General features: G+C 62.6%; 19 protein-coding genes. 13 read left to right on the forward strand and 6 right to left on the reverse strand.

From position 1 onward, the window contains the following. Positions 1-53: 53 nt before the first annotated feature. Genes ACUCV3_RS14150 through ACUCV3_RS14160 form a run of 3 tightly spaced genes read left to right on the forward strand, consistent with a single transcriptional unit; the run spans position 54 to position 1,888 of the window. Complete coding sequence (locus ACUCV3_RS14150; protein ID WP_188084233.1) at positions 54-689, forward strand: cation efflux transmembrane domain-containing protein; 636 nt, start codon at positions 54-56, stop codon at positions 687-689. Continuing rightward, complete coding sequence (locus tag ACUCV3_RS14155) at positions 686-1,330, forward strand: class I SAM-dependent methyltransferase (protein ID WP_188084232.1); 645 nt, start codon at positions 686-688, stop codon at positions 1,328-1,330. The genes ACUCV3_RS14150 and ACUCV3_RS14155 overlap by 4 nt, the downstream gene beginning before the upstream one ends. Before the next feature lie 12 nt (positions 1,331-1,342). Further along, positions 1,343-1,888: an MAPEG family protein gene (locus tag ACUCV3_RS14160; RefSeq protein ID WP_188084231.1), complete on the forward strand. Its 546-nt coding sequence runs from the start codon at positions 1,343-1,345 to the stop codon at positions 1,886-1,888. On the opposite strand, the gene ACUCV3_RS14165 is transcribed toward ACUCV3_RS14160, so the two are convergent. Then, entirely contained in the window at positions 1,874-3,751 is a 1,878-nt protein-coding gene (locus ACUCV3_RS14165) for an FTR1 family protein (protein ID WP_482240693.1), read from the reverse strand. The genes ACUCV3_RS14160 and ACUCV3_RS14165 overlap by 15 nt on opposite strands. A 231-nt stretch (positions 3,752-3,982) precedes the next feature. Between ACUCV3_RS14165 and ACUCV3_RS14170 the strand changes: the two genes are divergently transcribed. After that, positions 3,983-4,453: a hypothetical protein gene (locus ACUCV3_RS14170; protein ID WP_313326448.1), complete on the forward strand. Its 471-nt coding sequence runs from the start codon at positions 3,983-3,985 to the stop codon at positions 4,451-4,453. Between the two features lie 102 nt (positions 4,454-4,555). Then, positions 4,556-4,894: a hypothetical protein gene (locus tag ACUCV3_RS14175; RefSeq protein ID WP_482240694.1), complete on the forward strand. Its 339-nt coding sequence runs from the start codon at positions 4,556-4,558 to the stop codon at positions 4,892-4,894. Between the two features lie 313 nt (positions 4,895-5,207). On the opposite strand, the gene ACUCV3_RS14180 is transcribed toward ACUCV3_RS14175, so the two are convergent. The 3 genes from ACUCV3_RS14180 to ACUCV3_RS14190 all read right to left on the reverse strand — a co-directional run bounded on the left by ACUCV3_RS14180 (position 5,208) and on the right by ACUCV3_RS14190 (position 8,952). Then, positions 5,208-5,594 carry a MerR family transcriptional regulator gene (locus ACUCV3_RS14180; protein ID WP_026109405.1) on the reverse strand — a complete coding sequence of 129 codons (387 nt, stop codon included), beginning with the start codon at positions 5,592-5,594 and terminating at the stop codon, positions 5,208-5,210. Continuing rightward, complete coding sequence (locus ACUCV3_RS14185) at positions 5,591-7,960, reverse strand: heavy metal translocating P-type ATPase (protein ID WP_482240695.1); 2,370 nt, start codon at positions 7,958-7,960, stop codon at positions 5,591-5,593. Before ACUCV3_RS14185 ends, ACUCV3_RS14180 begins: the two co-directional genes overlap by 4 nt. Positions 7,961-8,064: 104 nt before the next feature. Next, positions 8,065-8,952 carry an NAD(P)/FAD-dependent oxidoreductase gene (locus ACUCV3_RS14190; protein WP_026109407.1) on the reverse strand — a complete coding sequence of 296 codons (888 nt, stop codon included), beginning with the start codon at positions 8,950-8,952 and terminating at the stop codon, positions 8,065-8,067. Positions 8,953-9,193: 241 nt separating this feature from the next. Between ACUCV3_RS14190 and ACUCV3_RS14195 the strand changes: the two genes are divergently transcribed. Beyond that, the gene (locus ACUCV3_RS14195) at positions 9,194-9,538 is read left to right on the forward strand and encodes a flagellar biosynthetic protein FliQ (RefSeq protein ID WP_017502270.1); all 345 of its coding nucleotides are present in this window, start codon (positions 9,194-9,196) and stop codon (positions 9,536-9,538) included. 85 nt (positions 9,539-9,623) lie between these two features. After that, a complete protein-coding gene (locus tag ACUCV3_RS14200) occupies positions 9,624-10,922 on the forward strand; it encodes a hypothetical protein (protein ID WP_037522285.1) in 1,299 nt (432 codons plus the stop codon). Positions 10,923-10,929: 7 nt separating this feature from the next. On the opposite strand, the gene copD is transcribed toward ACUCV3_RS14200, so the two are convergent. Further along, a complete protein-coding gene (copD, locus tag ACUCV3_RS14205; RefSeq protein WP_017502271.1) occupies positions 10,930-11,865 on the reverse strand; it encodes a copper homeostasis membrane protein CopD in 936 nt (311 codons plus the stop codon). Positions 11,866-11,869: 4 nt separating this feature from the next. Continuing rightward, entirely contained in the window at positions 11,870-12,262 is a 393-nt protein-coding gene (copC, locus tag ACUCV3_RS14210; RefSeq protein WP_051035789.1) for a copper homeostasis periplasmic binding protein CopC, read from the reverse strand. 211 nt (positions 12,263-12,473) lie between these two features. Here copC and ACUCV3_RS14215 point away from each other — a divergent pair, with 211 nt between their 5' ends. The 6 genes from ACUCV3_RS14215 (at position 12,474) to ACUCV3_RS14240 (ending at position 17,741) form a co-directional block, all read left to right on the forward strand. Next, positions 12,474-13,070: a c-type cytochrome gene (locus tag ACUCV3_RS14215; RefSeq protein ID WP_017502273.1), complete on the forward strand. Its 597-nt coding sequence runs from the start codon at positions 12,474-12,476 to the stop codon at positions 13,068-13,070. Between the two features lie 135 nt (positions 13,071-13,205). Next, entirely contained in the window at positions 13,206-13,487 is a 282-nt protein-coding gene (locus ACUCV3_RS14220) for a hypothetical protein (protein WP_017502274.1), read from the forward strand. After that, positions 13,484-13,921 (forward strand): periplasmic heavy metal sensor, encoded by a 438-nt coding sequence (locus tag ACUCV3_RS14225; protein WP_017502275.1) that lies wholly within the window; start codon positions 13,484-13,486, stop codon positions 13,919-13,921. Before ACUCV3_RS14220 ends, ACUCV3_RS14225 begins: the two co-directional genes overlap by 4 nt. Then, on the forward strand, positions 13,918-14,490 hold the full coding sequence (locus ACUCV3_RS14230) for an RNA polymerase sigma factor (RefSeq protein ID WP_021243451.1): 573 nt from the start codon (positions 13,918-13,920) through the stop codon (positions 14,488-14,490). The genes ACUCV3_RS14225 and ACUCV3_RS14230 overlap by 4 nt, the downstream gene beginning before the upstream one ends. 93 nt (positions 14,491-14,583) lie before the next feature. Further along, complete coding sequence (locus ACUCV3_RS14235) at positions 14,584-16,479, forward strand: copper resistance system multicopper oxidase (RefSeq protein ID WP_021243450.1); 1,896 nt, start codon at positions 14,584-14,586, stop codon at positions 16,477-16,479. After that, the gene (locus ACUCV3_RS14240; protein WP_482240696.1) at positions 16,476-17,741 is read left to right on the forward strand and encodes a copper resistance protein B; all 1,266 of its coding nucleotides are present in this window, start codon (positions 16,476-16,478) and stop codon (positions 17,739-17,741) included. The genes ACUCV3_RS14235 and ACUCV3_RS14240 overlap by 4 nt, the downstream gene beginning before the upstream one ends. The last annotated feature ends 22 nt before the right edge of the window (positions 17,742-17,763 follow it).

A 17,763-nucleotide genomic window follows, 5' to 3' on the forward strand; every position in this document is an offset into this window, starting at 1 on the left:
CTATAGCTGCTACAGGGTGCAGAACATGCTCGCGACTCGCGGCGGAGATGACGATGAGCGACTGCGAATGTGAGGCGGACACCAAGCGGGCAGGCGCTGATCCGGCCTATCGGCGGGCGCTGTGGATCGTGGTCATCCTCAACGTCGGGTTCGGCCTGTTCGAGCTGGTTGGCGGTTTCATTGCCGGTTCGCAGGCGCTGAAAGCAGATTCGCTGGATTTCATCGGTGACGGGTCGATCACGCTCGTCGGGCTGATCGCGCTCGGTTGGACTGCGGTCGCGCGAAGCCGCGTCGCGCTCGTGCAAGGCATCTTTCTCGCGAGCCTCGGGCTCGGCGTCATCGGGTTCGCAGCGTGGCGCGCATTCCATGCGGCCCCGCCCGAAGCCGAACTGATGGGCGTGATCGGTATCGCGGCGCTCGTCGTCAACGTATCGGCCGCCTTGATCCTCGCGCGGTTCCGGGACCAGGGAGATGCGACGTCTCGCGCCATCTGGCTGTTCTCGCGCAACGACGCGCTTGCCAATATCGCCGTGATCGCCGCTGCCGCGCTGGTTGCCTGGACGGGACAGGCCTGGCCTGATCTCGTCGTTGCCGGCGTGATCGCGCTGCTGTTCCTCCATTCCGCCTATGACATAATTCGCGACGCGCGCCGCGAGCTGGCGGAACATGCAACGAGGGCACGGGCATGAATGATAGCGCCTACACGCCGCCGCTCGGGATCGGCGACACCGCGGATTACGATCGCGCAATCCGGCGCTGGACCCGCGAGATGCGTTGGCGCAGCGCCATGATCGAGCTGCTCGCGCCGCGCCCCGGCGAGACCATCATCGATGTCGGGTGCGGCACGGGCAGCTTCGCGGTCATGCTCAAGGCGGCCGCGCCTGGCGTGCGCATCATCGGCATCGATCCCGACGAAGAAGCGCTGGCGATCGCTCGCGCCAAGGGCGACGCCGCGGGTGCGGACATCCATTGGGAGCGCGGCTTCGCGCGGGACATCGGTTCCCGCTCTGCCGACGCCGTGGTGTCGAGCCTGATGTTCCACCAGGTGCCGATGGCGGAAAAGCGGGCGGGCCTCGGGGCGATGCACGCGGCACTCCGCCCTGGCGGCAGGCTCGTGATCGCCGATTATGGGCGGCAATGGGGATTGATGCGGCTGCTGTTCCGCCTGACTATCCAGCGGCTCGACGGCGTGGCCGACACCCAGCCCAATGCCGACGGCGTGCTTCCGGAACTCGTGCGCGCGACGGGGTTCGACAATGTGCGCGAAGCAGCGCGCATCCACACGGTGACGGGCACGATCGCGCTGATCGCGGCGGATCGGCCGGGCTGACGGAGCGTGGCCATGACGGACCTCAAAGCGGAGCAGAAGGAGATCAGGAAGCAGTCGGGGCTGGCCTTTCTGCTTTGTGCCGCGATCTCGGTCGCGTGCGTCCTCTTTCTGCCCAAGCTGGTCACTTTCCCGTCTGTGATCGGCGCGCGGCTTGCCTTCGCGATCCAGACGAGCTTCGTCCATTTCGCCCTCGTCCTGCTCGCCGTCCGCCTGGTCTCGAGCGGGCGCTACCGGTCCGCCGCCGACATCGGCGGCGCGGCCAAGGGGCCGCCGAGCCCCGCGCTCGCGGTCAAGGCCGCGTTCCTGCAGAACACGCTGGAGCAGGCATTCCTCGGCGTCGGCGCGCATCTGCTGCTCGCCTCGGTCGCCGGCGGCCGCTGGCTGGGGCTGCTGGTCGCATCGTCCATGCTGTTCGCGGTCGGCCGCTGGAGCTTCTACCGCTGCTATCCCGATGGCGCCGGCGCGCGCGCCTTCGGGATGGCGACGACGGCGCTCGGGTCGCTGACCTGCTACCTGGTCGCGCTCGCGATGCTCCTCGGTCGCCTATTCGGCGGGTGATCCTGACGAGCGGGCCGTGGCCGCACTGCGCCCGCTGTACCAGAAGCCGGCGACGAGCACGACGATTGTCGCGGCCTGCGCAAGCACGGTCTCGGTCGTTGGAAACAGACCCAGAAACTCGATGCGCGGTATATTGGCCAGCGGCACCACGCCGAGGATGCCTGCCTCCTGCAGCCCGGCAATGCCCTTGCCCGCGAGGACGACCGCAAGAATCGCGATCAGGATCGAGCTCCACGAGAAGAATTGGGTGATCGGCAGCCGGGCGCTGAAGCGGAGCATGATCCAGGCGATCAGAGCGAGCAGTGCGGTCGCTGCGCCGGCTCCGGCCAGCATCGCCACGCCATTCCCTTCCCCCCACAGTGCCGCATAGAACAGGATCGTCTCGAACACCTCGCGGTAGACGACCACGAACGACAGCAGGAACAGGAACCAGCCCGACTGGCGCGACAGCGCGGCGGTCACCTTCGCCTTCACATAACGCTGCCAGGCTTCCGCGTTGCTCTTGCCGTGCATCCAGATGCCAACGGTGAGCAGGATGATCGCTGCGAACAGCGAGCCGAAGCCTTCGGTGAGCTCACGCGAAGCGCCGCTCACGCTGATGAAATAGGTCGCGACGAACCAGGTGGCGACACCAGCGGCGAGCGCGGCGATCCAGCCGCCATGGACGAAACCCAGCACTTCGGGGCGCTCGGTCTTCTTGAGGAACGCGATCATCGCGACGACGATTAGCAGCGCCTCGAGCCCTTCGCGCAGCAGCACGCCGAACGCGCCAAGAAAGCTCGACGCACTGCTCGCCCGCTCGGGCGCCAGGGCGGCTTCAGCCTCGGCGAACAGGCTGGCCAGCGAGCGGTTCGCCGCTTCGACTTCGCTTGCCGGACGCCCTTGTCCGATCGCCGCGCGAAGCTTCGCCATCGCCCCCTCGATCCGCGCCATCAGGGCCGCATCGCGCGCGGCAAGCACCGGCTCGACCGGCTCGAAGCCATCGAGATAGGCGGAAAGCGCGAGATCTGCTGCGGCCTTGCGGTCGCCGGCGCGATAGGCTGCCATACTCTGGTCGAGCCGTTCGCGCGTCAAGGCAAGCGAGCCATCGACGCGCACGGTCACCGCGGCGGGATGGCGGCGCAGAAAGGCGGTAAGCGCGGCCGCTTTTTCCGGGCCGATATCGGCCGCCAGCGCGGCCGGGGTGACGCCGACCAGCGCCGCGAGATTGGGATATTTGGCGCGGAGCGCGGCATCGCCGCGCCACAACCGCTCGCCGTCACGCGCGGCGGTCTCGGGATAGGCGAATTGACCGGCGTGAAAGGCCAGCGCCCAGCGATCGGCTTCGGGCAGCGCCGCGAAACTCTGCATCGCGGTGCCGTCCAGGCCCTGGCTGATGACCTGGTAGAGGCCGAACAGGCTGCGCTGATCGGCGCGCGCCTTGTCGGTGAACGCGATCGGCGGCGGATCGAGCTTGGCTGCGTCCGGGCCGTGGCCATCGCCGCTTGCGCCATGGCAGGCGGCGCAATTCTGCGCGTAGAGCGCGGCGGCTCGCGTCAAAGCCGGCGGCGAACTGGGCGCGAGCGGTACTGGATACGCCGCAAGCAGCGCTGCAGCGAGCGCTCGGGATTGTTCCGCCACCATCGCCGGCGGCGCCTTGGCGGCGATCGCATTGCGCAGCGTCCCCGACCGGCGAAGCAGATCCGCCTTGGCCGATGTTGGAGCCAGTGCCCGGACCCGAGTTTCGACCTGCCCGGCAAATTCGGACATCTCGGCATACTCGGCCGAACTTATCACTTTCCCGTTCGAGACAGCTCCCGCGTAGTCCACCCCGATATAATCGAGCAACCGCCAGCTGGTCTGCACGTCCGCATCGCTCGCCAAGGCTCGCCCTGGAAGCACGATCACGATCAGGGCGAATGCCAAGACAACAAGATTCGCTGTCGAGCACCATTTGAAGGCAAAAGCGGTGGAAGGGGCGGCAGGCAAACGGAGGTACATGTGCGAGTCTCTGCTAAGAATTATTCGCAACTTGCACCCTGTAGCAACTAGAGGGTCAAGAGGCATTGATCAGACCGCAGGGCTGGGCGGGGGGGAGACGTTGACAGCTGTTCGGTGCTGGCCTCGGTGATGGGGGGCCATGATGGCGCCACGGGCTTCGGAATAGTCGGTTTCCGGGCGCAGAACCTTGACTCGGTTCAGCAACAGGCAGAAAATGTGCTGATGAGACGAGCGCATAAAATAGCGCTGATCTTAGGCGTCCTACTCGGCCTGTTCGGACAGATAGTCACAGTTGCCGCAAGCCCAATTGTGGCAACTGCATTCAGCGCAACGGCGCCAGCGGTGATGCCCATCGACTGTGCCGGGATGATGCAAGACAAAGGCGAGAAATCGCTGCCCTGTCAGCGGATGACGCTCGCTTGCGTGGCCGGCATGGGTTGTCTTCCCCTATTTGCTCTCAATAGCCGGTCGCCCCTCGCGGCGGAAATGGTGAGCACGAATCCGCTTCTCATCTCACCGTCTTATCCGGCGCTACACGGACGATCGTCCCAGCCCGAACAGCATCCACCCAACACCTTGGCCTGACAACTCGCCAGGCGAACCCTCCCAAGCGCTGGACGGCGCCGTGCGCTGCCCGCCCCTCCGGGGCCGTTTGCCCAGAGCACTTTCAGTCCAAGGAGAGGAATCATGAAGACCTTGATATTCAGCGCTACGGTGGCCGCATTCACGATGCTCGCCGCCGCCCCAGTTCCGGCATTGGCACAGGCAGATGTCGAGAAACCGGCTACCATCAAGTGTGAGTGGCAACCCCAGGCTCCTGGTCCGCGTGCACCGCTAAGTGCACGGGTCTGCAGGAAGGTCGCCGACCAACGCGAGCAGTGGACAGGCAAAGGTGGACCGGAATGCGATCCGGCCTATACCGGCAAAACCGGCCGTTATGTGTGGCGGCACCGGCCGCAATATGGTCCGCGTGCGCCGTTGCAGGGACCGGTCCGCGTTTGGGTCGATGGGAGCGATGTCTGCTGATAGCGTGAAGTGACGGCGAGGCGCTAACTTCCCCTCGCCGTCGATCATGGATTGGCGAACATTGCCTGTTCCAAACTTGTCGGAGCTCTTCGGGAGGCTCTTTCATGGCTCCTCCCGAAGAGCTCAGCGACTGTCTATAGTATCCGGGTGGCCGTCACGTCGAACGCGACCTTGCCGCGACGGCAATGCCATCGAGCAGTGAAGGCTTGCCGTCGAACGCCATGTTCATCGCCGCCGACCGTCCGCGCCGGCTCGTGAAGCTGACGGGACGCGAATTGCAAAACTGAGAGTGCAGGCGTGTCGTTGAACATGTTCAAGATGCCAGGTGCGTCAGGATCGGACATTCCGGTCGGTTGTTGCCGTCACAGCTCTTCGCCAACCCCATCAGCGCTTCTCGCATCGCATTTAGCGCATCCGCCTTGCGGCCAAGGTCGGCCGCTCGGGCCTCTGCCAGCGCCTTGACCTCTGAACTGGCGCGTGCACGATCGGACCATAGATCAAGCAGCTTTTGGATTTCTTCGATCGGAAAGCCGAGATCGTGGGCATTGGCTATGAAGCGCAGGCGATGGACGTCGGCGTCGCTGTAATCGCGATAGCCACTATCCCGCCGCACAGCCGATGGGACCAGGCCGATCTTTTCGTAGTGGCGGATCATCCGCTGTGAGACCCCGCTCGCGCCCGACGCACCGCCTATGTTCATAGCGCCGCCCGATTAAGGCGCAGCGCGTTGGTGACCACGCTGACTGAGGACAATGCCATCGCTGCTGCAGCGATGATCGGCGAAAGCAGGATGCCGAAGATCGGATAGAGCAGCCCTGCCGCGATCGGGATCCCGGCGGCGTTGTAGATGAAGGCGAAGAACAGGTTCTGGCGGATGTTGGACATCGTCGCCTCGCTAAGCCGGCGCGCACGCACGATGCCGTTAAGGTCGCCCTTCAGCAGGGTCACGCCAGCGCTTTCGATCGCGACATCGGTGCCCGAACCCATCGCGATGCCGACATCGGCGGCGGCGAGCGCGGGCGCGTCGTTGACCCCGTCGCCAGCCATGGCGACGATGCGCCCTTCACTCTTCAATCGCGCGACCACCGCGCTTTTCCGATCCGGTAGCACTTCGGCTTCGACGTCGTCGATCCCGAGCTTTCGCCCGACCGCTTCGGCCGTGGTGCGATTGTCGCCGGTCAGCATCACGACCCGTATGCCCTCCTTGCGAAGCGCCGCGATGGCCTCGGCCGTCGTCGCCTTGATTGCATCGGCGATGGCCAGAATGCCGGCCGCCTGCTTGTCGATGCCGATGAAGATGGCGGTCGCGCCATCCTGGCGCAGTTCGTCCGCCTGGGGCTCGAGTGCGCTGACGTCGATCCCGTTTTCTGACAGGAAACGGGCGTTGCCCAGGGTGATGCGCTTGCCATCCACCGTGCCGATCGCGCCCTTGCCGGTCGGTGAATCAAAGTCCGCGACCTCGGGAAGCACGATTCCCCTGTCCTTGGCGGCGGCGATCACGGCGAGCGCCAGCGGATGTTCGGACGCCCGCTCCACGCCGGCGGCGAGCCGCAGCAGTTCGGTCTCTTCATAGCCTGTCGCCGGAATGATGCGGGTGACCGATGGTCGCCCCTCGGTCAGCGTACCTGTCTTGTCGACGACGAGCGTGTCGATCTTCTCCATCCGCTCCAGCGCTTCGGCATTCTTGATGAGCACGCCGAGCCCCGCGCCCCGGCCGATGCCGACCATGATCGACATTGGCGTCGCAAGCCCCAAGGCGCAGGGGCACGCGATGATAAGCACGGCGACGGCGGCGATCAGGCCATGGGCCAGACGGGGTTCTGGCCCCCAGATACCCCATACACCAAAGGCAATGAGCGCGATCAACAGGACGGCGGGCACGAACCATCCCGCGACCTGGTCGGCCAGGCGTTGGATAGGTGCTCGCGAACGCTGCGCGTCAGCGACCATCTGGACAATGCGCGCCAGCATCGTGTCGCGGCCCACCTTCTCGGCGCGCATGACGAGGGCACCGCTCTGATTCATCGTTCCGCCGATGACAGTGTCGCCGAGCGCCTTCGTGACGGGCATCGACTCACCCGTCACCATCGACTCGTCGAGCGAGGATCGGCCGTCTTCGACCTTGCCATCGACCGGTACTTTTTCGCCCGGCCTGACACGGAGGAGATCGCCGACGGCTACCTGGTCGAGCGATACCTCCTCGTCATTCCCGTCGGCGCCAATGCGGCGCGCGGTCTTGGGGGCGAGGTTGAGCAGCGCCTTGATGGCGCCTGAGGTCCGCTCGCGGGCGCGCAGTTCGAGCACCTGTCCCAGCAGCACCAGCACGGTGATGACGGCGGCGGCCTCGAAATAGATAGCGACTGTGCCGTCCATCATTCGAAACGCTGCGGGGAACACCCTCGGGGCGATGGTCGCGACCACGCTATAGGCCCAGGCCACGCCCGTCCCCATCGCGATCAGCGTGAACATGTTGAGGTTGCGCGTCCGGATGGACACCCATCCCCGTTCGAAAAATGGCCAGCCCGCCCAGAGTACGACCGGGGTTGCCAGTGCAAGCTGCAACCATCCGGACATGCGGGCCGGTACAAGATTGTGCAGTGCTGGGAACAGGTGGCTGCCCATTTCCAGGACAAAGACCGGGATGGTGAGCAGCACCGCGATCCAGAAACGCCGCGACATATCCAGGAGTTCGCCGCTTGGTCCGGTGTCTGCCGTCACAAGTTCCGGCTCGAGCGCCATGCCACAGATCGGGCATGGCCCGGGATGGTCTTGACGGACCTCCGGGTGCATGGGGCAGGTCCAGATCGCGCCTGGTTGAGCGACCATCGCCTCTTTGTCACCCGCGGACAAGTAGCGCACCGGCTCGGCGACAAACTTCGTGCGGCATCCGGCGCTGCAGAAATGATATTGCTCGCCATGATGCGAGGCATGATGAGGCGTTGCGGCCGGATCGACCATCATCCCGCAAACCGGATCCTTGGCCGTCTTCGCGTCCGTGCCGCCGCCGTGCTTGGCCGCGCAGCAGCTGTGCGCACCCGAATTGCTTGCAGGAACAGGGTCAGTCACAGGCTCGTCTCCTTATCGACGAAAAGCAATCTGGGGCCTGACATCGTGTCAGGGTCAAGCCCGACGAAAATATATTTTCGCGTGGCTGACTCTGCGCTGCCGCGTCAGCCGGACAACAGATTGTGGATGGCCGTCGCGGCCTTAGCCGCCTGACCTGCCGCAACGGCAATTTGATCCAGTCCTTCAACCATGTCGCCGGCCGCGAACAGGCCGCCGACTGTCGTTTGCTGGTGCGCATCGACGACGATGCCACCTCCCCGGCTCAGGCCAGCGCCAGCCATTCGCGCCAATTCCGAGCGAGGGGCGGTTCCGAGGGCAACATAAAGGGTGTCGAATTGGAGCAATTGGCCATCGGCCAAATGGGCGTGCAGGAATTCTCCATCGATCGACAAATCTCGAACCGGCGCGCGTTCGACGGCAATACCGCCTCGAGCCAGATCTGCCGTCTCGGCTACCGACAATTGCGAACTGTCTTGCGCGAGCAAGGTCACGGTGTCGCTATAGTGGCGAACGAACAAAGCCTCGGCCGCGCCATGGTCGGAGCAGCCCAGCACGGCCACTCGCTTGCCGCGGACCTCATAGCCGTCGCAGATCGGGCAATAACGTATCAATCCCTGGGCGACGCCTCGATCATGCGTTTCCTGCCTCATTCGGGGTCGATGATTTGTGACGCCTTGGGCAAGCAATATTGACCGGGCACTGAAAGTCTTGGCATCTGTATCGACGACGAAACCTGTCCTGACCCGGTCGATGCGATCGACGAGCCCAGGGACCAATTCGGCACCGTACTGGGCGGCATGTCGATGCATACGGACAAGCAGATTTTCGCCAGAGATACCGTCTGGAAAACCGAGGAGGTTATGTGTCGTCGGGATGCGGGTCGCGCGGCCATCGCCAGCATCGATGACCAGCGTAGAACGCAGAAACCGGGCTAGATAGGTGGCTGCTGTCAGCCCTGCGGGGCCGCCGCCGATGATGACGCAGTCGTACATGCGTGCCTTTCACTGAGCTCGGTCTTCACTGGTATTACGCGGAATGAGGCTTCTTCCCTCAAACGAGTGCGCGTTCTTCGAAAAAAAGGTCGGGTCGTGAGGGGTAAACCCCGTCGCTGCGTAAAATCAGATGAAGCCCATCGCCTAGCAGGATGGACAGCCGAGGTGCCCACGGGTCGCAGCGTGGCGCGGGGGCGAGCGGATGTGGGGAAGACGGATTGGAATAAACCGATCGCGCTCCATGTCGCTCGCCCCGCAACAACCACAGGCCGCAACGTCAGGGGGCGACGAAACCATCATCGTCGGGGGAGAGATGGAGACCTACAGCCCTTTTTCGGTTTCGATGGGCCAGGCGCTTTGGGTGATAATGGTTGTCGCTGGACCCCCGCTGATAATCATGCTGGTGGTCGGGCTCATTATCTCCATGATCCAGGCTGCGACTTCGATCAACGAACAGACTGTGAGCTTCGTCCCCAAGCTCCTGGCGTTCATTTTGTTCCTCGCGCTTTACGGGGCAACCGTTGGCGATCTCCTGATCGGCTACACCCGTGACCTGCTGACGCATATTCCGGACGATATCAGATGACGCGGGTCGCTTTTCGTCCTGGGCGGCCGCGCAAAAACTGTTCGTATACGGGGCGGAGTGTTAGCGTTGGAGAAGATCGACGCGAATGGGGGAACGGGGTTTGGCGGAATTTGAATTGCTGGCGCGGCAACTGATCCAACGATGGAGGGAAGATCCGAACGCGACGTATCAGAGCTGGTTTCTATGGGACGAGCGCATCAAGAATTTTCGTTCGATACGGCGTGGTCTCGCCCAGGTGGTCGCTGAAATCGAAGCCGGAAGGTTCGGCGTCGCCTATCGCGGATCTTCGCTGGAAACGGTCGTTCATTCAGTCGCAGAACAGAGGCAGATCTTCAAAGGCGCGGACCATGCGTTTCTCTGGAAGCCCAAATTGCGGATCCCCGACATCTATGAAAACCCGGCGAACCAGCGCGCCTTTGGCCGATTGCTCGATCACTGCGCCTGTTGCGACACCGCGGAAGAGATTATCGCAGGTATCCACACGATTGATCGCCTGAACATCAAGGGGCTGGGGCCTGCGGTCGCCAATCTCCTCTATTTCCTGCATCCGACCCTCGTGCCGCCGTTCAACACCGCGATCGTCAACGGCTATAACAAGCTGACCGGCGGCAAGGTGAAGCTCGGAAGCTGGCACCATTTTCTCGCCATGCGCTCGGGTGTGCTCGACCTGAACGAGCGGTTTCGCGATCTTCTGTCAAACGATCTGGGCGCTATTGGCGGCCTCCTGTTCGATATCGGCTCTGGCCGTTATCCGGCGCCGCCCCGCGACGAGGAAGACCAGACCCTGGGATCCTGGACCGCACGCCTCGAACAAGCTCGGGCGGAAGCACAAACGCTCAACAAAGCGCTGCAGAAGCAGGGCGAGAGTGATCGAACCCATTCGGAAATCCAGGCATGGCTGCGCGATATCGGTCTGGCCCTGGGGTATGACGTCTGGATCGCATCCAATGATCGGGGGCGACTGCATGACGGTGTGCGTTTGGGGGAGGGGTGCCTCGAGAGCTTGCCGGCTTCAATTTCGACGTCGACCGGAGCGGATGCTATCCGCCTCATTGATGTTTTGTGGCTGGAGCGGGGTGGTGACCGGGTCGCGGCAGCCTTCGAAGTCGAACATTCGACTTCCATCTATTCGGGGATCGTCCGGATGCTCGATCTTGCCCTGAGCGGCAGCGACCTGCATGCCACAGCCGGATTGTTCCTTGTCGCTCCAGATGCTCGCGAAAGCGAAGTGCGCGCGCAAATCGCAAGGCCGGCGTTCAGCCGGATCGCGGACCTGGAGATCGCCTATCTCCCTTATGGTGAGCTAGAACGGAACAAGGACGCGATTTCCCGGTTTGGCTCGGGCCTTAAAGCGATCAAAGCTATTTCGCGCGCGCTTCCATGAAGGCGGATTACATCCCCGATGCAGGTGGGGCCAGCAGTCCTAACCATGCAACGAGGGCTAGAATGACAAGAGCGCATCCGGTTTCAATGGCGAGGCTGCGACGAAGTGTTCCTATCGCCGAGGATGTATTGCCCGTTTCAATGGCTGCAGCGAGGGAGGGGGTCAGGAAGAAGCGATTGGCGGCGGCCAGCGTCAGCATGACGCCGAACAGTATCAGCTTTGCCCCCAGCAGAAGGCCGTAGAGACTGGCAAAAAGGGAACCGAGCCGGGATGGTCCGATCAGGATCCAACTGTTGATGAATCCCGACAGGATAAGCAGCCCTACGACTACCGATCCGACCTTTGCAAAGCCATCCAGCGCGCGGTGAGAAAGGTGGATATGATCGATCGCCATGCGAGCTGCAGGGCGGAAAATGAGAAGGCAAAGGGCGAATAATGCGCCTACCCAAATCCCCGCCGCCCAAAGATGGGTGATGTCGGCCCCAAGATGGACCCATCCCCGCAAGCCTTCGTCGGCAGCGCCATGCCCCGTCCAGGCCAAGGTCGCCAGAGCGACAGCGGCGGTCGCTGACAGCGACCACAGGGCGAAAGCGGGACGCCGCCAACCGACGATGGAAAAATAGAGCACGAGCAGGAGGGCCGCGACCCGTACCTGCCAGACCGTCCCGATCGCAGTGCCCGATATGAGAAGATTGACCGTGGCGCGGTCTACCTGATCGAGTGGCACGCCCCCCATCGAGGCCGCCAGGACCATCATGCCCAGGATAGATAATACGATACCGGCCAGCGCGATTGTCGCCAACACCGACCGGAAACGCAGGACCGAGCCGGATGCCCGCTCAGTCCCGCGCAACGTGTAGAGGCCGAACATCGGCAACCCGAAGAGGAGCATGAGATCGAGGAAAAGTCCCAGCCTCACTGCGATCGCTATGATGTCCGGCACGGTCTTACTGGACCTTGAAGGTGTAGCTGCCCTGGATGCGATGGGTGTCAGCAGAGACGACGTGATAGTCGACCTTGTAGGTTCCAACCGGCAACGGCTTGGCAAGCGTCGCGACGAGCGTCTTGCCATCGGCGCCCACGGTGGCCTTGACGCCGTTCATCTTCATCGGCGCCATCTTCATGCCTGGCATTTCGGTCATCGTCAGGTCGAGCCCGGAAAATTGTGCGACGAGCGCTTCAGAAAAGACGAGCTGAATTCTGGTCGGGGCGGCGACCACGGCATTTGCGGCAGGGGTGGCGGCATTGAGCTTAGGGTGAGCCTGCGCAGCGGTAGCGGTGAGGACAGACGCCGCCATGGCGACGGCAAAGATTGTTTTACGAAACATCGATTTCTCCATGGGCGGCGAGACTGCCGACACATCGAATTACCCACCACGCGGCGCCACCCCTCATCAGGCGCGCAAGAATTCTGCAAATCAGAACCCCGGCGGGATTTGCGAATGAGATCTGCGCGACAGATGAGGGATCGAAGCTTGCAGTGCGTATGGACAATTGGATGGGTGTGAGAACCACCCGGATCCAAGGGACGCTGCCGCTCGGGAGGAAGCTATGGAGAATGCTAGGACGACTTGGCTGCGCAGGCACTTTCCAAGTGTAGGTTTTATCGCTGCGACAGCGCTGGTCGGCGGCGCGCTAGCGGGGATCGTCGTCTATGTGGGTGCCTATGACATCGGGGCGGATTCGCCGCACACCAAACCGGTCTATTGGCTGATCGAGCAGCTCCGAGATCGTTCCATCGCCGTGCGATCTCGTGATGTGAATGTCCCGGCCAACCTTGGGGACGTGAAGCGGCTGCAGAGCGGGGCGGGGCTCTACACCGAGATGTGCAGCGGCTGCCATCTCGGGCCAGGACTGGAAAAGTCCGAAATCAGCCAGGGACTCTATCCGAGGGCGCCGGAGCTTTCCCGCGAGGAGCAAAGATCGCCAAAGGAGCAATTCTGGATCATCAAGCATGGGGTCAAGCTGACCGCGATGCCAGCTTGGGGTAAGACCCATAGCGACGAACTGATCTGGGATATGGTGGCTTTCGTAAGGCAACTTCCGCGTATGTCACCCGCCCAATATCAGGCGGCAATAGCCAGTGCGCCCGAAGACCATGACGCGATGATGAAGGATATGCCCGGCATGACGAAGACGGCGCCATAGCGTTGCGGCTGCTCCGTCGCTGTTGCTCAGATCTGCCCGCTATGTGCGATGCTTTGACGGACAGGCTGATAGAGGGGAAAGTAAAGAACACGTCCTGGGCCGTTGCCCCGGATTGATTGAGGATTGGACTTTTCGATGGATACCGACCTGGACCGGCTGCTGAGCCGCTTACGCAACGAACCGACGCATCCGGGGCTGATTGGTCTGGAGGATGCTGTGTTCCGACGCATAGCGGCATTGCCGCAGGTTTCGACCGCGTCTCAATTCCGCCTCGGTGCGGTCGCGGCTTTCGGAGCGGTACTGCTGGGTATCGCCAGCAATGGCTTTACGCCGCGTGCCGAGGCGTCGGTCACGCTATCGCCTTTCGGGCCATCAAATCCGCTTGCCCCTTCGACGCTGCTGGTAGGTTCTCAATGAAGCCCAAATTGCTCCTCCTCGTCGCCATCGTCGCCTTTGCATCGGCGGTTGCGGGCGTGTTCCTGGGCCGCTACTTTTTCCCGCGGCCCAAGGCAGCCGGCGTCGAGCTCCACGATGTCTTGCACAGCAAGCTCGATCTGGATGATCGTCAGAAGGCCAAGATCGAGCTGCTAGAGCAGGGTTTCGCCGTGCGTCGGCGCGCGCTGGAGCTTGAACTGCGATCGGACAATGCGCGTCTCGCAGCCGCGATCGAGGTCGAACATGGCGAAGGGCCGCGTGTGACCGCGGCCGTCGATCAGTCGCATCAGGCAATGGGCGAACTGCAAAAGGAAACGCTCGGGCACATCTTCGCCATGCGGCAAATCCTTCGCCCCGATCAGGCCAAGACCTTCGATCAGGCGGTGGTTCATGCGCTCACCGACGATGCACGGTGAGTCTGGATCTCCAGGCGTGTTCGGACGGTGAACTAGCGGCACTGACGCTTGCCGGTCGGCAGTCGGCTTTCGCCGAGATTATGCGTCGGCACCAGACAGCGATATTTCGACTGGTGCGCGGCCTGGTCGGGAATGCCGAGGAAGCACTTGATCTCACGCAGGACTGCTTTGTATCCGCGTTCAGCCATCTGCGGAAATATGATGGTGCGCGTCCGTTGCGCGCCTGGCTATCCCGGATCGCGATTAACAAATGTCGCGATTGGCGCCGCCGCCAGAGGGTGCGGCAGCTCTTCACATTTGGCTCCGCGCCGTCGGATGATGAGATTGAGCAAGTGCCGGATGACGCACCCTCCGCACATGCCAGTGCTGAATCGAAAATAGAGGTGGAGCGACTGTCGGCGGCGATCAGCGCATTGCCTGCCACGTTGCGTGAAGTCCTGATGCTCAGGACCGTCGAAGGGCTCAGTCAATCAGAGGCCGCCAAAGCGCTTTCCGTCAGTAGCAAGGCTGTGGAGACGCGCCTGTATCGCGCGCGCGCGCGCCTCGCAGAAATACTCGCTGAGGAATGAGGGGTGCGCGCTGCTCGCGCGTAAGGATAAAGAGATACCGCGCTTAAGCGTCTTTTCAGACCCAAAGTGCTGCACGTTGAACAAGGAGATATTATGTCCCCCGGATTGAACCGCCGCGACCTTTTCCGCGGCGCTGCGCTGGCCGGCGGTGGCCTCGCATTGTCGGCATGGCTGCCGGCATGGGCTCAACCCATTTCGTCCGGGATTGCCAAGCCACTGCCAACGGTCAGCGGGAACGATATCACGCTCAAGATCGCGCATCAGATGATGATGATCGACGGCCGACAAAGCCATGCCATCGGCATCAATGGCACTGTGCCTGCGCCCCTCATCCGTCTGCGTCAGGGCCAAAACGTCCGCCTGTCGGTGATCAACGATCTCGAGGAAGACAGCTCGATCCACTGGCACGGCCTGCTTTTGCCGTTCCAGTTCGACGGCGTGCCCGGCATCAGCTTCCCCGGCATCAAGCCCAAGTCGACCTTTGTCTATGAGTTCCCCATCGTCCAGGCTGGCACCTATTGGTATCATAGCCATTCGGGGCTGCAGGAGCAGTTAGGTCATTACGGACCGATTGTCATCGACCCGGAAGGCGAGGATCCGATTCAGTCGGATCGAGAGCATGTCATCGTGCTCTCCGACCATAGCCAGATGCATCCGCACGCAATTTTCCGGAAGCTCAAGCAGGTCGGCGGTGGCTATTTCAATTATCAGCGGCAAACGCTGGCCGGTTTGCTGGCCAAGGAAGACCAACCCCTCAAGGACCGACTTGACTGGGGCAATATGCGGATGGATCCGACCGACGTGTCCGATGTCACGGGCTCGACCTATACCTATCTCGTGAATGGGCATGGCCCACGGGACAACTGGACCGCGCTTTTCAAGCCAGGTGAGCGCGTTCGCCTGCGTTTCGTCAATGCCTCCGCGATGACGACGTTCAATGTCCGGATTCCCGGTCTCAAACTTACGGTTGTTCAGGCCGACGGGCTCAATGTCAGGCCGGTCGAGGTCGACGAGTTTCAGATCGCGGTTGCCGAGACCTATGATGTCATCGTTACTCCGACCGATGATCGCGCCTACACGCTGGTCGGTGAATCCGTTGATCGTTCGGGCATGGCACGCGCCACACTGGCTCCGCGTGAAGGCATGACGGCCGAAGTTCCGCCGCTCCGCAAGCGGCCCCTTGCCGATATGAAGGACATGGGCATGGGGGACATGGATATGAGCGGCATGTCCGGCATGGACCACGCAGCAATGGGGCATGACATGTCTGCCGGCGGAGCTGCCGCGGGCGGGATGGCAGGCATGGATATGGGGGCCGGCGCGTCGATGCCAAGCATGCAAAAACCGGCGGATAGTTCCATGGCCAACATGCCCGGAATGGGCAGCGGGTCCGGTGATACAATGGGCGGCATGGCGATGGGCGGAATGGGCGGCATGAACATGCGCGACGCCAGCAAAGCGCCGCAGGTTAAGATGGGACCGGGTGTCCAGACGATCTCGCCCATGCCGATGGATCGCACGGGAGAACCGGGACAGGGTCTCGAAGACGTTGGCCACCGGGTTCTTGTCTATCGCGATCTCATGGCGGTGGAGCGCAACCCCGATGTTCGCGCGCCAGACCGCGCGATGGAAATCCACCTGACCGGGAATATGGAACGCTATATGTGGTCGTTCGATGGGGTGAAGCTCAGTGACAAGCGCGAGCCCATTCCCTTTATCGAAAACGAAAGGGTCCGCGTCACGCTCGTCAATGACACGATGATGTCGCACCCGATCCATCTTCATGGGCATTTCTTCGAGCTGGTGACCGGGCATGGCGAGTATTCGCCGCGCAAACACACCGTCAATGTCGCACCAGGAGGCAAGGTAAGTTTCGACGTCACCGCAGACGCAGTCGGCGACTGGGCGTTTCACTGCCATATGCTCTATCACATGCATGCCGGGATGATGCGCGTCGTCTCCGTCCGTCCCCGGGGAGATGCCGCATGAAGTCGCTTCTCCTTCTGATCGGCGCGGCCCCGCTCGCCTTGGCGACCCCAGTCAGCGCGCAGTCGATGCAGAATATGCCGGGCATGAACATGCCTGCTGCTCAGCCAGCGGCGAAGAAAAAGCCGGTGGCCAAGCCAGCAAGCCAGCCCAGGCGCGCCGCTGCGCCCACGGCTAAGGGCAAGCCTGCCACCCCGAAGCGCCGGGCACCGGCAGCAAAACCCAAGTCGGCGCCGCACGACATGTCGGGCATGGGGGCTATGTCCGGCATGGAGATGCCCGGTGACAAGACGCCTCCAACGGCTGACCCGCATGCCGGCCACGACATGTCCGGCATGCCTGGCATGACCATGCCCGATGGGGCGGGCGGTACGATGAAACACGACATGCCCGGCATGGACATGCAGGCGGCACCCGGCGGTCAGCCGATGCAACACGATATGTCGTCGATGCCCGGCATGGCGATGGATGGGCCGATGGCAGCCCATGGCGCTGGTGGCACCAGTCTCATGCCCGGCAACGCCCCTGCACCCCAACCTCCTACCGACAACTATGCCGACCGCGTCTACAAAAACGGCGAGATGGCGGCTTCGCGTACCATGCTGCATAAGGAACATGGCGGCTCATCCAGCTCGATGATCCTGTTCAATCTGGCGGAATATCAGGTCCGTAACAGCCGCGACGGCTATCGGTGGGACGGGGAGGCGTGGTTCGGCAAGGATCTCGATCGGCTGGTGGTCAAGACAGAGGGTGAGGGCGTTCTTGCTGGCAGAAGCGGCACCTACATGGAGACCGCAGAAGTTCAGGCGCTCTACAGTCGTGCACTCGACCCTTATTGGAACCTCCAGGCGGGTGTCCGTTACGATTTCAAACCCAACCCATCCCGTACTTATGCGACGATCGGTATTGAGGGGGTGGCGCCTTACTGGTTTGAGACCGAGGCTGCCCTGTTTCTGTCGAACAAAGGCGAGGTGTTGGGGCGGATCGAGGGCTATTATGATCAGCGTATCACGCAACGCCTCATTCTCCAGCCGCGCCTGGAAGTGAACCTTTCAGCACAAAATGTCCCGGAGACGCGGATTGGAGCGGGCATCACGAACGCCGAATTGGGACTGCGTTTGCGTTACGAACTGCGCCGCGAATTTGCCCCCTACATCGGCGTTTCTTACGACCGAAAGTTCGGGCGGACGGCGGACTATGCACGCTCAGACGGAGGGGACGTGAAGGCGGCCAGCTTTGTAATCGGTGTTCGGACCTGGTTCTGAGAAGCGCCAAACTCCGCTTCCA

Source organism: Sphingobium sp. VMM, from assembly GCF_056790315.1.